Origin of the sequence: Bariatricus massiliensis, assembly GCF_900086725.1 — a bacterium.
Classification (GTDB): Bacteria; Bacillota; Clostridia; order Lachnospirales; family Lachnospiraceae; genus Allocoprococcus; species Allocoprococcus massiliensis.
In genome coordinates, this window is record NZ_LT574836.1 from 328034 (window position 1) to 340255 (window position 12222).

Annotated in this window: 15 protein-coding genes; 14 read left to right on the forward strand and 1 reads right to left on the reverse strand. The window is 53.2% G+C overall.

Annotated features, from left to right (window positions below; translation table 11 throughout):
- Positions 1–114: 114 nt before the first annotated feature.
- From BN6465_RS03190 to BN6465_RS03230, 10 genes are all read left to right on the forward strand, one after another.
- Positions 115–1836, forward strand: coding sequence for a CHAP domain-containing protein (locus tag BN6465_RS03190; protein ID WP_082891599.1), 1722 nt, complete (start codon positions 115–117; stop codon positions 1834–1836).
- Between the two features lie 19 nt (positions 1837–1855).
- Positions 1856–2119 (forward strand): DUF4315 family protein, encoded by a 264-nt coding sequence (locus BN6465_RS03195; RefSeq protein WP_066731644.1) that lies wholly within the window; start codon positions 1856–1858, stop codon positions 2117–2119.
- Positions 2109–4022 (forward strand): DUF4366 domain-containing protein, encoded by a 1914-nt coding sequence (locus BN6465_RS21685; protein ID WP_066731646.1) that lies wholly within the window; start codon positions 2109–2111, stop codon positions 4020–4022. Before BN6465_RS03195 ends, BN6465_RS21685 begins: the two co-directional genes overlap by 11 nt.
- Positions 4019–4213 carry a hypothetical protein gene (locus BN6465_RS03205; protein WP_066731648.1) on the forward strand — a complete coding sequence of 65 codons (195 nt, stop codon included), beginning with the start codon at positions 4019–4021 and terminating at the stop codon, positions 4211–4213. Before BN6465_RS21685 ends, BN6465_RS03205 begins: the two co-directional genes overlap by 4 nt.
- Positions 4213–4590: a cysteine-rich VLP domain-containing protein gene (locus BN6465_RS21550; protein ID WP_066731649.1), complete on the forward strand. Its 378-nt coding sequence runs from the start codon at positions 4213–4215 to the stop codon at positions 4588–4590. The genes BN6465_RS03205 and BN6465_RS21550 overlap by 1 nt, the downstream gene beginning before the upstream one ends.
- 149 nt (positions 4591–4739) lie before the next feature.
- Positions 4740–5330 carry a defense against restriction DarA-related protein gene (locus BN6465_RS03215; protein WP_074017759.1) on the forward strand — a complete coding sequence of 197 codons (591 nt, stop codon included), beginning with the start codon at positions 4740–4742 and terminating at the stop codon, positions 5328–5330.
- Between the two features lie 10 nt (positions 5331–5340).
- Positions 5341–5526 (forward strand): DUF4316 domain-containing protein, encoded by a 186-nt coding sequence (locus BN6465_RS03220; protein WP_066731653.1) that lies wholly within the window; start codon positions 5341–5343, stop codon positions 5524–5526.
- A complete protein-coding gene (locus BN6465_RS03225) occupies positions 5523–5864 on the forward strand; it encodes a plasmid mobilization protein (RefSeq protein WP_066731655.1) in 342 nt (113 codons plus the stop codon). The genes BN6465_RS03220 and BN6465_RS03225 overlap by 4 nt, the downstream gene beginning before the upstream one ends.
- 169 nt (positions 5865–6033) lie before the next feature.
- Positions 6034–6348, forward strand: a complete 315-nt coding sequence (locus BN6465_RS20100; RefSeq protein WP_074017760.1) for an Imm41 family immunity protein — start codon at positions 6034–6036, stop codon at positions 6346–6348.
- Between the two features lie 139 nt (positions 6349–6487).
- A complete protein-coding gene (locus BN6465_RS03230) occupies positions 6488–7894 on the forward strand; it encodes a relaxase/mobilization nuclease domain-containing protein (RefSeq protein WP_066732742.1) in 1407 nt (468 codons plus the stop codon).
- Between the two features lie 205 nt (positions 7895–8099).
- On the opposite strand, the gene BN6465_RS03235 is transcribed toward BN6465_RS03230, so the two are convergent.
- Positions 8100–8456: a helix-turn-helix transcriptional regulator gene (locus tag BN6465_RS03235; RefSeq protein ID WP_066731656.1), complete on the reverse strand. Its 357-nt coding sequence runs from the start codon at positions 8454–8456 to the stop codon at positions 8100–8102.
- 199 nt (positions 8457–8655) lie between these two features.
- Between BN6465_RS03235 and BN6465_RS03240 the strand changes: the two genes are divergently transcribed.
- From BN6465_RS03240 to BN6465_RS03255, 4 genes are all read left to right on the forward strand, one after another.
- Positions 8656–9303: a TetR/AcrR family transcriptional regulator gene (locus tag BN6465_RS03240; protein WP_066731658.1), complete on the forward strand. Its 648-nt coding sequence runs from the start codon at positions 8656–8658 to the stop codon at positions 9301–9303.
- A gap of 127 nt (positions 9304–9430) precedes the next feature.
- Positions 9431–9700 carry a hypothetical protein gene (locus BN6465_RS03245; protein ID WP_066731659.1) on the forward strand — a complete coding sequence of 90 codons (270 nt, stop codon included), beginning with the start codon at positions 9431–9433 and terminating at the stop codon, positions 9698–9700.
- 231 nt (positions 9701–9931) lie between these two features.
- On the forward strand, positions 9932–11164 hold the full coding sequence (locus tag BN6465_RS03250; protein ID WP_066731661.1) for an MFS transporter: 1233 nt from the start codon (positions 9932–9934) through the stop codon (positions 11162–11164).
- Positions 11165–11569: 405 nt separating this feature from the next.
- Positions 11570–11992, forward strand: a complete 423-nt coding sequence (locus BN6465_RS03255; protein ID WP_066731663.1) for an RNA polymerase sigma factor — start codon at positions 11570–11572, stop codon at positions 11990–11992.
- The last annotated feature ends 230 nt before the right edge of the window (positions 11993–12222 follow it).

A 12222-nucleotide genomic window follows, 5' to 3' on the forward strand; every position in this document is an offset into this window, starting at 1 on the left:
GGGGACGAGCCGCAGGCCGCCCCCGCAACCTCGGGCCAAGTTGGCCCGAAGTCCAAGCGGCCTAAAAGCGGGAAATTCAAGCGGGACGAGGAACGCGCCCGCCCATCGGAACGTCTGCGGCAGGACGGGAACCCGGACGAGCCCCACGGCCCGGAACAGGAGGACACGGAGGGCGAGGCTCCCGGCGACAGCGGCCCCAAGACAAAACAGGAGGCCCGGACGGAGAAAGCACAGGCCCGCGCCGACAGGGCCGGGGCCAAGCTGGACACCGCCAAGGAAAAGCTGGCCGCGCAGAAGCCCCCAAAGCCGCCCGGCCCCACAAAAAAGGCGTTCCGTGCGGTGCGGGGCGGAACGTGGATATACGCCCACAACAAAATCCATCAGGTAGAGCATGAGAACGTCGGCACCGAGGGAGCCCACAAGACGGAGCTTTTAGCGGAGGCCGGAGCCCGAAAACTGACGCGATATACAAAACGCCGTATCCGGGAACACCCCGCCCGCGTGGTGGAGAAATGGGAACACAGAACGGTCAGGACAAACGCCGACCTCCACTTTCAGAAGATGGCGCAGGAGCACCCGGAGCTCCAAAGCACCACCGTTTCCCGGTTCCTCCAAAAGCAGAAAATCCGGCGGGACTATCAGAAAAAGGCCCGACAGGCCGCAAAGGAGGGCGCAAAGGCCGCGCAGAAAACAGGCACCGCCATGGAAAAGCTGGGCCGCGCCGTGGGCGGGGCCATCAAGCGACACCCCATAGGGGCGCTTCTCTTGCTATTGCTGTTCGCCATGTTTATGATACTTAACTCCGCGTTCTCCGCAATCCCCATTCTTAGCAGCGGCATGATGAACGCGGTAGTCGGCACCTCCTACACCTCGGAGGACACCGACCTGTTAGCCGTGGAGGACAGCTATGTGTCGCTGGAAAGCGGGCTTCAAACCCGGATAGACAACATCGAGCGCGACAATCCCGGCTATGACGAATACCGTTACAGCTTAGACGAGATCATCCATAACCCCCATGAATTAGCGTCCTACCTGACCGCCCTGTATAAGACCTACACCCCGTCCGAGGTACGGGCGGAATTACAGCGCGTCTTTGAGAAGCAGTACACGCTGACCCTGACGGAGATTGTGGAGGTGCGCTACCGCACGGAAACCGACACATGGACGGACGAGGACGGAAACAGCCATACGGACACTTACGAGGTGGCCTACGATTACTACATTCTGGACGTGGAGCTGACGAACAGGCCCATCACGTCCTTTGCCCCCGGCCTCTTAAACGCGGAACAGCTTGAAATGTATCACGTCTATCTGGCGACAGGCGGCAACAAGCCCCTGCTATTTGGCGGCGGTTCCCCGGACGGGACACCCTCCGAGGATTTAAGCGGCGTACAGTTTGAGGACGGGACGCGCCCCGGCAACCCCGCCGTGATTGAGATTGCAAAGTCACAGGTCGGGAACGTAGGCGGCCAGCCGTTTTGGAGCTGGTACGGGTTTGACAGCCGCGTGGCATGGTGCGCCTGTTTCGTGTCGTGGTGCTATGACCGCGCCGGAATGAGCGAACCCCGTTTTGCCTCCTGTTCCACACAGGGTATCCCGTGGTTTCAGTCGCACGGACAATGGGGCGGCAGGAGCTACCCGGACATTGCGCCGGGGGACGCGATATTCTTTGATTGGGAGGGCGACGGACGCGCCGACCATGTAGGGCTTGTCGTTGGTACGGACGGCGAGCGCGTGTATACCGTGGAGGGCAACAGCGGCGACGCCTGCAAAATCAAGAGCTATCCCATCGGCAGTAACCTGATTTACGGCTACGGGCTGATGAATTGGAACTGAAAACAGAAAGGAGTTTTCCATGAACAAAATCGAAAAGATTGATAACGAGCTTGAAAAGGCCCGCGAAAAGGCCGCCGAGTGGGCGGCCAAGGTGCGGGAGCTGGAACGACAGCGGCAGGAGGAAGAAAACAGCCAGATCGTGCAGGCGGTGCGCTCTTTGAAGCTCACCCCGGACGCGCTGGCTGCTTTCCTGTCCAACCCCGCAAACCTCGCGGCAACCTCGGGCCAAGTTGGCCCGAAGTCCGCAGACACCCAAAAGGAGGAACCTGCTGATGAAGAATAAAAGATTTGTCCGGGCGCTGGCCCTCATGCTCTGCCTGTGCTGTGTGTGCGTCCCACTCATGGGAATGACCGCCATTGCGGACAGCGGGAACGACCACACGGACTGTATCATTACCTGTGACTGCCTTATCCGCTGTACCGGGGACACGATAAACCCGGACTGCCAATCCTGCCCCACCGACCTGTACCACTGTATCGGCAAGGTAATCCCCTGTAACTGTACGGTGAAATGTACGGCGGATACCCCGAATAAGGATTGCCAATCCTGCCGCCATGCAATTTACGGGTGTAAGGGAAAGGCCCCGGAGCCCACGCCCGCCCCGGAATGTGCCTGTGACGTGAAATGCACGGACACGGCCAAAAACACCGACTGCCCGGTATGCGCCGCCAGCATTACAGACTGCAAGGGGACGGAGCCAACACCCCCGCCCGTCTGCGCCTGTGACGTGAAATGTACGGACAGCACCAAAAATGCGGACTGCCCGGTATGCGCCGCCAATGTTGCGGAGTGCAAAGGCAAGACCCCGGAGCCCGCGCCCGTCTGCAACTGTACGGCAAAATGTGAGGCTGGGGCCGTCAATACCGCTTGCCCTATCTGCAAAACCGATTTGACGGCCTGTAAGGGCAAGGCCAGCACCCCCGCGCCCGCCCCGGCTGGGAGCTACGCCATTTCCATTGTGGCCCCGTCCGGCTGGTACACCAAGAGCGCCAAGGTGGAAATCCGCGTGGCGGACGAAAATGGCACCGGCTGGAAAAAGGTTGAGGCCAGAATTGAGCGGAACGGGAGCCCGGAGGATCTGACGGACGCTTTCGCGGGCGGCGGCAAAGTCTATGTGCCTATTTCCGAGAACTGTACCGTTTATGTGACCGTGACGGACAAGGACGGCAAAACCACCACCAAGAACCGCTATATCGAATGTTTTGACCGCACGGCCCCCACGGTAAAGACCGGGCTCGGCGGCAAGGTGCTCCGCGTGGAGGCAAACGACGAGCTTTCCGGCGTAGAGGCCGTTTACATTGACGGCGAGCGTTACACCGATTTAACCAATGGGACGCTGGACGTGCGTTTCCGGGATTTGGGCGATGATTACGACCAGCTTTCCATTCAGGCGGTGGACTATGCCGGAAACAAGTCTAAGACCGTACAGGTAAAAAACCCGAATTACAAAGCCCCGTCCAGCGATAAGAACAAGGACGAGGACAAGACAACGAGCACCCCGGCCCCCACGCCGGAGGCCACAACAAAGCCGACCACCACACCCACGGTACAGCCTGCACAGACCCCCTCCACCAACGGGGCCACGGGCGGCACGGTAAAGCCCGTGGCCGGGGCCAGCGGCACCACCACAACCGGGAAAACGGACAGCACCGTGACCGGGGAAAACGAGGATAATTCCCCGAACCCCTTTACCCCGGACGGCTCCGCCACGGTGGTAGACAACGCCACGGACGGGGACGGCAAGGAGTTTTACACAATCCAGACCCCCAACGAAAACGTGTTTTACCTTGTCATTGACAAACAGCGCACCGGGGAAAACGTCTATTTCCTGAACGCCGTCACCGAACAGGATTTGATGGCCCTTGCGGCAACGGACGCAAAGACCGAAACAACCGAGCCCGAGACAACGCCTGACCCGGAGCCCGAGACAACGCCGGAGCCGGAACCCACACCCGCGCCGGAGCAGAAACCGGGCGGCGGCAACATGGGGACAATCCTGCTTGTGCTGGCTATCGTGGTGATCGGCGGCGGGGCTGGCTGGTACTTTAAGATTTACCACCCGAAACACGGTGTCCCGGAGCTTGACGAGGACGAGAGCGAGTTTGAGGACGAGGACGGCGGCGAGCTCCCGCCGTGGGACGAGGACGAGCCACAGACAGAACAGGAAACGGAGGACGAGGAATGAACTTTACCAACAGCCCCTTTGAACGAATGATGAAAGAAGTCCCCCGTCCCGGCAGGGGCGGCGGGAACCCCTGTGACGGCTGCCATGACCGCCATATCTGCGGCGGCCAGCCGAGGCGGTGTAAAAAGAAATTCCGCGTCCTGATTGTGGAGCCGCCCCGCACCTCGGGCCAAGTTGGCCCGAAGTCCTGATGTGCCGGAAGCTGACCCGTGACGAGCGGCGGACAATCCGAAAGCTCGTCACGGGCGGGTGCGCCAACTATGACAGCGAGTACGGTTGCCTCCCGCTGGACTGTCCCTGCTATATGCTGGACAAGTGCTGGACGGGGGCCTATTGCCGCTACTTCCGGGAGGCGGTTCTACCCCTTGCCCCCATGCTGGAAAGCGCCATCACCGGGGAGGGGGCCGCCCCGGCCTCCCGGCCCTGTGCCGTGTGCGGGCGGTCCTTTCTCCCCGAGGGGCGGCAGACCTATTGCTCCGAAACCTGCAAGGTGGAGGGCAACCGCCGAAAGAGCCGGGAACGGGTACGGAAAATGCGGGAGAAAACCGGGGGCGGGCGTTACGATTAGGCCCCTGAAAAAGCCCGTGTTTCCGGGCTTTCCAGACCCCGTTTCCCGGCAAAAGGTAATCTTGTATGGCCCCGGCCCTTTTGGCCGGGTAAATCGTAACATGGACAACCTCGGGCCAAGTTGGCCCGAAGTCCCGAAAGGAGGATATTTTGGAAACGGTACAGGGATATGAAATCAAACAGGCCATTGTCTTTGATAATGACCGGGGCTTTGCCCTCGGGGAGAACCCAGCGGCCCCCGAGCCCTTTGTGACGTGGCAGTTTACCGAGGAAAACGGACAGCGTGACTATTATTGGGGGAAATACTTTCCTGATGAACAGGGGGCGCGGGACAGCTTTGCTTTCCGCGTTGAGAACTACCGGGCCGATATGGAAGTATCGGAGAAGCCGGGGACGGAACTTCACAGGCCGGATTTGTACCACTACTATTCCACACAGCGCCCCGTCGATATTGGCACGTTCCCCAAGCCCAAGGACAACCAGCCCGTAAAGATTTTCAACTACGACAGCCGTATTTCCATTGAGGGCGAGGACTTCCGGGCGTGGGGCGGGCTTACCTACTTAAAGCCGCTGACCGATAAGCAGATGGACGATTACGAGCTCCGGCCCGCGCGGGATAACCCTGACCGGGTACGGCCCCGCCCCTCCATCACGGCACAGCTCAAAGAGGGAGCCGCAAGGCCAAAGCCGACGCGGCAGGCCCCGGAGCTCAAAGACAGGAAGAACCACATGGACAGATAGGAGGATTTTTATGCACGAAAAGGACAACTACCTAAGAACCGCCGAGCTCTCCACCGAGCAGAACTATAACATGGTTGACGGTATCCCCAATAACACGCCGCCCGCCCTGCCCTCCCCGGAGCAGGAGCGGCCCACGCTTGATAAGGTGAAAGAGCCGCCCCACCGCCGCCGGAGCCGGGAACGCGAGGAACGATGAACCGCCGCCGGCGTGACGTACATCTTCATGTGATGGTGACGGCTGACGAGCTGGCACAGATACGGGAGCGCATGGACGAGGCGGGCATACAGAACGCCGGGGCCTATATGCGGAAAATGGCCCTCAACGGCTATATCCTCCATATCGACCTTGCCCCGGTGCGGGAGTTGGTTTCCCTCCAGCGGCGGTGCTCCAACAATCTTAATCAGGTTGCCATTCACGCCAACACTTATGGCGTATACCCGGACGAGATCGCAGGGCTCCAGCGCGACTATGGGGAGCTCTGGGGCCGGGTGTCTGCGGTGCTGGAACAGCTTGCGGCCATCGTGGAAAAGTGAAAAGGAGGGGCGCGGCTTGTGGCCGTTGCCCCTCCTTTTCCCATATCCGCAGACTTCGGGCCAAGTTGGCCCGAAGATTGACGGGTGGCGTGAACCATTGTATAATTGATTAAAAGATTTAGGTCGCCTTTGGCGGATAAGGTACATGACACATAAAAGAGGTTTTATCATGGATGAGCTAAAAGTATTGAATGATAACTTTGAAGCAGAAGATAATAGCTTTCTATATTATTTACATGAAGAAAACTATTTTCATAAAACAGCGCTTGCTGAATTGTGTGGCTGTATATCCTCTTTATGCCACATCCATCCACATGATAAAGTGGTTTCTGCTCGAATTTGCTTTATATATGGACAAGTGCTAAGACATCTCCTTTATCATTTTGATCCTGGCGATTTGAGCCAGATTTCTAACTTGCCTTGTAACTACAATGAAGAACTTGAAACTCTGGAGCATGTAGTTACAAAATATTTTTCGAGTTGATTTAGCTGGGCCTTATTGGGATAAGGTATATTAAAATTATCTAACTTCGGGCCAACTTGGCCCGAAGTACCACAACTGAAAACGGACGGAAAAGGCGACCTTGCACGGGCCGCCTTTTTGCGCGGAAAGGAGGCCGCCAATCGCTACCACACGACTGATACCCATGCACATCAGCAAGGGCCAGACCATTGCCCAATCCTTGAAAGACCGCTTCGACTACGGGGAGGACCCGGACAAGACAAACGGCGGCGAACTCATTACCGCTTACGAGTGCGACCCCTTGACCGCTGACGCGGAGTTTCTGCTTGCCAAGGCAAAGTACAAGGCGATTACCGGGCGGGAGCAAAAAGCAGACAGTGACATTATTACCTATCAAATCCGCCAATCGTTCCGCCCCGGTGAGATAACGCCGGAGGACGCAAACCGCCTCGGCTATGAACTTGCTATGCGCTGGACGAAAGGCCGTCACGCTTTCTTTGTGGCGACCCACGTTGACAAGGCCCATATCCACAGCCACATCTACTACAACTCAACCGCCCTCGACTGCACCCGGAAATTCCGCAATTTCTGGGGCTCGTCCTTTGCCGTCCGGCGTGTCAGTGACCGCCTCTGTCTGGAAAACGGGCTCTTTATCGTGACCGACCCAAAGCCCCACAGCAAGACGCAGTTTAAGCACTACGGGGAATGGTTCACAGGCAATCGACCGCTTAACTTCCAAGACCGATTGAAGATTGCCATTGACGCGGCTCTTGCACAGAGCCCCGCCGACTTTGCCGCGTTCCTCTCGCTCATGGAGGCGGCAGGCTATGAGGTCAAACAGGGGCGCGGCGGCACTCTCTCTTTCCGCACATCCGGGCAGGAACGCTTTACCCGTCTGCGGTCCTCCACCCTCGGGGTCGGCTACGGGCCGGAGGACATCAGGGCGGCCATATCCGGCACCCGCAAGCGTCCGGGAACTGCCCCCCGCAAGGTCAGCCTGATTGTGGATATACAGGCAAAACTAAAGGCGGGCAAGGGGCCGGGGTATGAACGGTGGGCCAAGGTTTTCAACCTGAAGCAGATGGCCGCCGCCCTCGCCTATTTGCAGGACAACGGCCTGACGGAGTACGGGCAGTTGGAACAGCGGGCCGCCGAGACAACCGGGCATTTCCACACACTGTCGGAACAGCTAAAGGCCACCGAGACGGCCATGAGCACCAACGCGGAACTGAAAAACGCCATTGTCAAATACGCCAAGACCCGGCCCGTGTTTGAGGCGTACAAGGCCGCCAAGTACAGCAAAAAATTCCTCGCGGAGCATGAGGCGGATATAGGGGTTTACCGGGCGGTACGGGCTGACTTTGAACGCCTTTTACACGGAGCCAAGCTCCCCCGCATGGACGCGCTCAAGGAGGAAAGCCGCAGGCTGGCCGCCCGGAAAAAAGAGCTCTATGCGGAGTACCGCAGGGCCAGAGAGGATATGCAGGAGGTGCTGGCCGCCAAAGCCAATATTGATTATTTGCTCGGCTACACCGGGCAGGACAAAAACAAGGAACAGGAGCGATAGCGTATGAAAAATAAGGAGCGAAGCGACGCCACCACTTCGGGCCAAGTTGGCCCGAAGCACCGGGTTTGGGGCGGGCCCCAACAAGCAGTTTCTGACGATTTTGCCGCAAGGCAAAACGGCTGAAACTTGCAACTGTGGCCACAGTTGCATTGCTTGCCATTTAGCGCAACCCCGGAAATTGCATAAAAAAACAAGGGCCGCGTTTTTACGCTTCCCCCGTTTCTTTCAGGCTGATTGCCCCGTCTATGGCCGCTTCAATGATGGGTAAATACTCTTTGGGACATAACTCCAATTTAAGCACCGTCCGTTCCCGCTCCTTGCCGTCCAGCTCACTGTCTGCCGGGAAAAAATATCGTTCCACCGGGAGCTTGCATATCTTCACCAGCTGGTAAAAAACCGGGAGGCTGGGGAGACTGCCGCTGTTCTCAATGTTCGCAAGATAACGCGGGTCAATGTTTACCTTTTCAGCAAGGGCGCGACGGGACAAGCCTAATACTTTGCGGGCCTCTTTCAAATCAGTACCAAGGCTTACAAAGTTTTCTGTTTCTCGTTCTTTTTGCATATCACATCACCCCTTTACATTCTATAATTCATATGGTGTGCCGGGAATGATTTAATATGTATTTTGCTTACATTGATTAAGCCACAAAAATTTAAGCACTTTAGGAAAAATACTAATGGTATGTATCTTGACAGTGGTTTGAATATCGTGTATAATGCAATTACATACCAAGCGAATGTTAGAAGAAAGGAGGCTCGTTATGGCTCGTAACAAATATCCAGAAGTTACCGTAGAAAAAATACTAGAGGTATCCCAACGGTTATTTATGGAAAAAGGATATGATGATACAACCATCCAAGACATTGTAAATGAGTTGGGCGGCTTAACCAAAGGGGCAATATATCATCATTTCAAATCTAAGGAAGAAATCATGGACGCGTTAGGCGAAAAAATGTTTTTCGATAACAACCCTTTTACGATTGTCAAGCAACGCAAAGAATTGAATGGTTTACAAAAAATGCGCGAAGTTATTAAAATCAATCATGCCGATGTGGATAGGGCCGAAATAAGCAAGCATAGTTTACCTGTTTTGAAAAATCCACGAATATTGGCAGGAATGATTGATACTGATAGGCGGTTGATTGCACCTCTGTGGTTAGCTCTAATAGAGGAGGGTCAACGTGACGGTTCAATTCATACGCACTATGCAAAGGAACTTTCCGAGTTACTTCCTTTATTGACTAATTTGTGGTTAGCTCCCTCTGTCTATCCTGCATCGGCTGTTGAGATAATGAATAAATTTCTCTGTATTTGCACCATGCTTGAAGCAATGGGTGTTCCGCTGATTGATGATGAAATTAAGGAGCTGGCAGACCATTACTTTAAGGAAATTGTAGCGGCAGAATAAAATTGCCTTGAAAGAGGCAGTTTTATTTGAACATATACATTCATTCGTAAGGTATCAATTAGGCGTTAAGCCTTTTTATATTACTCATATACATACCAACCAAACGTATTAAAAGGAGGTCATTACTATGACAGAAGAAAGATTTGAACAGGTTATCGAAAACGCAATCGAGGGTGCCGCTGATAAGTTTGACCACTCCATAAACCGTGCATGGAAACATCGGCCTGTTCGCATGATTGGGAAAAGTATCGCTTGCTTATCGGGGGTCGGCTTGTTGGCCGCCTCATATCCCTTGTTTGAGAGGGGACAGAATACCGCTGCAAAAGCCTGCTTAATTAGTGGTGGGATTGTCATAGCGGCTAATGCTATCGAACTTTTTATTTTCAGAAAGAGGTGAGCCTATGGAGAGCCATATTGAAAAGGACGGTTTGTTATTTGGGATAGCGGGTATCATTGTTCTCCTATTTGGAAAATCAATCCTTAAATTTGGTTTTACCGTGCTGTTCAAAATTACAAAATTCTTAATACGAAGCATTTTTATTTATTAACTCGTATTGACCTGTCATTGAAAATATAGCTGTATGACAGTGGCGGGTCAATACATTTCAAACCACGATAGGAGAAATTCATGTATCAGAAACTTTTCAACAAAAACTTTACAATGGTGGTTATCGGGCAGATTATTTCCTTGTTTGGAAATGTAATTTTAAGATTTGCCCTTTCACTTTATATTCTCGACGCTACCGGGTCGGCAACAATTTTTGGCTCTATTATGGCTGTTTCTATGTTACCGACAATCGTTCTATCGCCCTTTGGTGGAATGTTGGCAGATCGGGTCAACCGAAGAAATATTATGGTTGCGTTGGATTTTACCACGGCGGCAATTATCTTTATATTTGGTTTTGCACTTAACGAAAATACGGCTATTCCTGCTATTGCGGTTGTACTAATTTTGCTCTCACTTATACAGGCGTTTTATCAGCCATCAGTACAATCCAGCGTTCCACTGCTCCAAACAGAAAATCACCTAATTCAAGCAAATTCCGTTGTAAATCAGGTTATGGCTTTTGCGAATTTGCTGGGCCCGGTATTGGGCGGCATTTTGTATGGTATGTTTGGCGTGGGGCCTATCATTGTTATCAGCGGTATTAGCTTTTTTCTATCAGCTATTTTGGAGATTTTCATACATATTCCTTTTACGCCGCCAACGGAGAAGGGGAACATTTTTCATATTGTTAAAAGTGATTTTAAGGACAGTATGAAATTCATGGTAAAAGAGCGCCCCGATATTCTTAAAGCACTCCTTTTTACTGGGGCCATCTCTTTTTTCATTGCGGCTGTTGCCATTGTCGGAAAACCATATCTTATCCGGGTCACATTAGGACTAAGTGCAGAGCATTATGGTATTACAGAGGGGTGTTTAGGTGCCGCAGGTATATTAGGAGGTATTGCCGCGGGAGTTATTGGAAGCAAAATAAAAACAAAAAAACTATATTATCTTATGATTTTAATGGGAGCTTTCTTAGTACCTGTTGGATTGGCATTTCTGCTTAATGCACCCACATTTACCTCTTATCTATTGATAACGATTGCTTTTTCAGCAAATCAATTACTATATTGTATGTTCTCTATACTTATTCTGTCTGTCATACAGCAGAAAACACCGAACCACCTTTTAGGCAAAATAATGGCTTATGTGAGCACGGTTGTTATGTGTAGTCAACCTCTCGGTCAAGCCCTATATGGTGTATTGTTCGATAAATTTACAACAAACGTCTATATACTACTTATTGCAACAGCAATTATGATTGCTACAATCGGGTTATTGTCAAAAAAGACTTTCAAAAGTTTGGATGAATAAACTCAAAACATTTCTATTGATATAGAATAAAATCTGCCGCACGACGGCAAAAGAAAAAAAGCCGTCGTGTAGCAGATATTTCCCCTTGCCTATCTCTATTATCTACGGCGGCTTTGAGAAATCAAGGCCGCTTATCTGCGGCCATCGGAGGGCCGCTATGTTTGCTTCATCCTACCAATATAGTTATCTGTCAAAAAAAGCTGGATACCACCTGCGGGAAACTATGTTGATAAGTATGCACTATACCATGTAGTTGAACAACATATTTACATACAAAAGGCCCGGTTACATTATGTAGCCGGGCCTTTTGTATGTCGAAAATTACGCTTTTCTGTTGGCTGCCGTTCCCCGCCGCCTCCGTTTCGATTGAAGCCCAAAACCAAAATTGAAACGGAGGAAAACAAAATGAAGATTATCAATTTGCGGGACTATTACCCGTTCTACAAACAAAATCAGTTTATCGAAGTCACGGACGAGGTGGCCGCGCTCTTTTGCGAAAGTGAGCGCAGGGAGGCCGCCTATCAACTGCGTACATACCGCCACAAGGCGTATTACTCCCTTGACTGTGACGATGGCATAGAGTGTGAAGCCGTCTTTGTCTCGCTCTCCCCGTGGGAGCTTTACGAGCGCAAGGTGACGGCGCAGGAGCTCCGGGCCGCCCTTTCCAGCCTGCCCGAGATACAGGCTCGGCGCGTCTACGCTCATTGCGCCCTCGGTATCAGCAAGGCCCAGCTTGCGCGGGCCGAGGGTGTCAGCGAAAAGGTGGTACGGACTTCCATTGACCGGGCGTTGCGGAATATGGAAAAAAGATTAAAGAATTTCTTTTAAGGGGGGTCGGTTTTGCCCCAAAAATGAAAAGGTATATAAGAGGGGAATAACCTCGGGCCAAGTTGGCCCGAGGCAGGACAGGCCCTCCGGCAATTTGACAACTGAATAGCAACGCACTGATACGTTAGGCGCTGGAGCCGAAAGGATAAGCCAAGCGGTGGGTACGCCATGACTTCCCCATCAGGGGAACGAGCGAGAACTACCTACACCGCAGGCGGGCCGTGGCTGGC

Bases quoted from the DNA above. Each gene is read 5' to 3' on its own strand.
- BN6465_RS03240 (WP_066731658.1), top strand. From the start codon at position 8,656: ATGGCTCGTAACAAATATCCAGAAGTTACCGTAGAAAAAATACTAGAG.
- BN6465_RS21550 (WP_066731649.1), top strand. From the start codon at position 4,213: ATGTGCCGGAAGCTGACCCGTGACGAGCGGCGGACAATCCGAAAGCTC.
- BN6465_RS03195 (WP_066731644.1), top strand. From the start codon at position 1,856: ATGAACAAAATCGAAAAGATTGATAACGAGCTTGAAAAGGCCCGCGAA.
- BN6465_RS03220 (WP_066731653.1), top strand. From the start codon at position 5,341: ATGCACGAAAAGGACAACTACCTAAGAACCGCCGAGCTCTCCACCGAG.
- BN6465_RS03255 (WP_066731663.1), top strand. From the start codon at position 11,570: ATGAAGATTATCAATTTGCGGGACTATTACCCGTTCTACAAACAAAAT.
- BN6465_RS03205 (WP_066731648.1), top strand. From the start codon at position 4,019: ATGAACTTTACCAACAGCCCCTTTGAACGAATGATGAAAGAAGTCCCC.
- BN6465_RS21685 (WP_066731646.1), top strand. From the start codon at position 2,109: ATGAAGAATAAAAGATTTGTCCGGGCGCTGGCCCTCATGCTCTGCCTG.
- BN6465_RS03250 (WP_066731661.1), top strand. From the start codon at position 9,932: ATGTATCAGAAACTTTTCAACAAAAACTTTACAATGGTGGTTATCGGG.
- BN6465_RS03245 (WP_066731659.1), top strand. From the start codon at position 9,431: ATGACAGAAGAAAGATTTGAACAGGTTATCGAAAACGCAATCGAGGGT.
- BN6465_RS03235 (WP_066731656.1), bottom strand. From the start codon at position 8,456: ATGCAAAAAGAACGAGAAACAGAAAACTTTGTAAGCCTTGGTACTGAT.
- BN6465_RS20100 (WP_074017760.1), top strand. From the start codon at position 6,034: ATGGATGAGCTAAAAGTATTGAATGATAACTTTGAAGCAGAAGATAAT.
- BN6465_RS03225 (WP_066731655.1), top strand. From the start codon at position 5,523: ATGAACCGCCGCCGGCGTGACGTACATCTTCATGTGATGGTGACGGCT.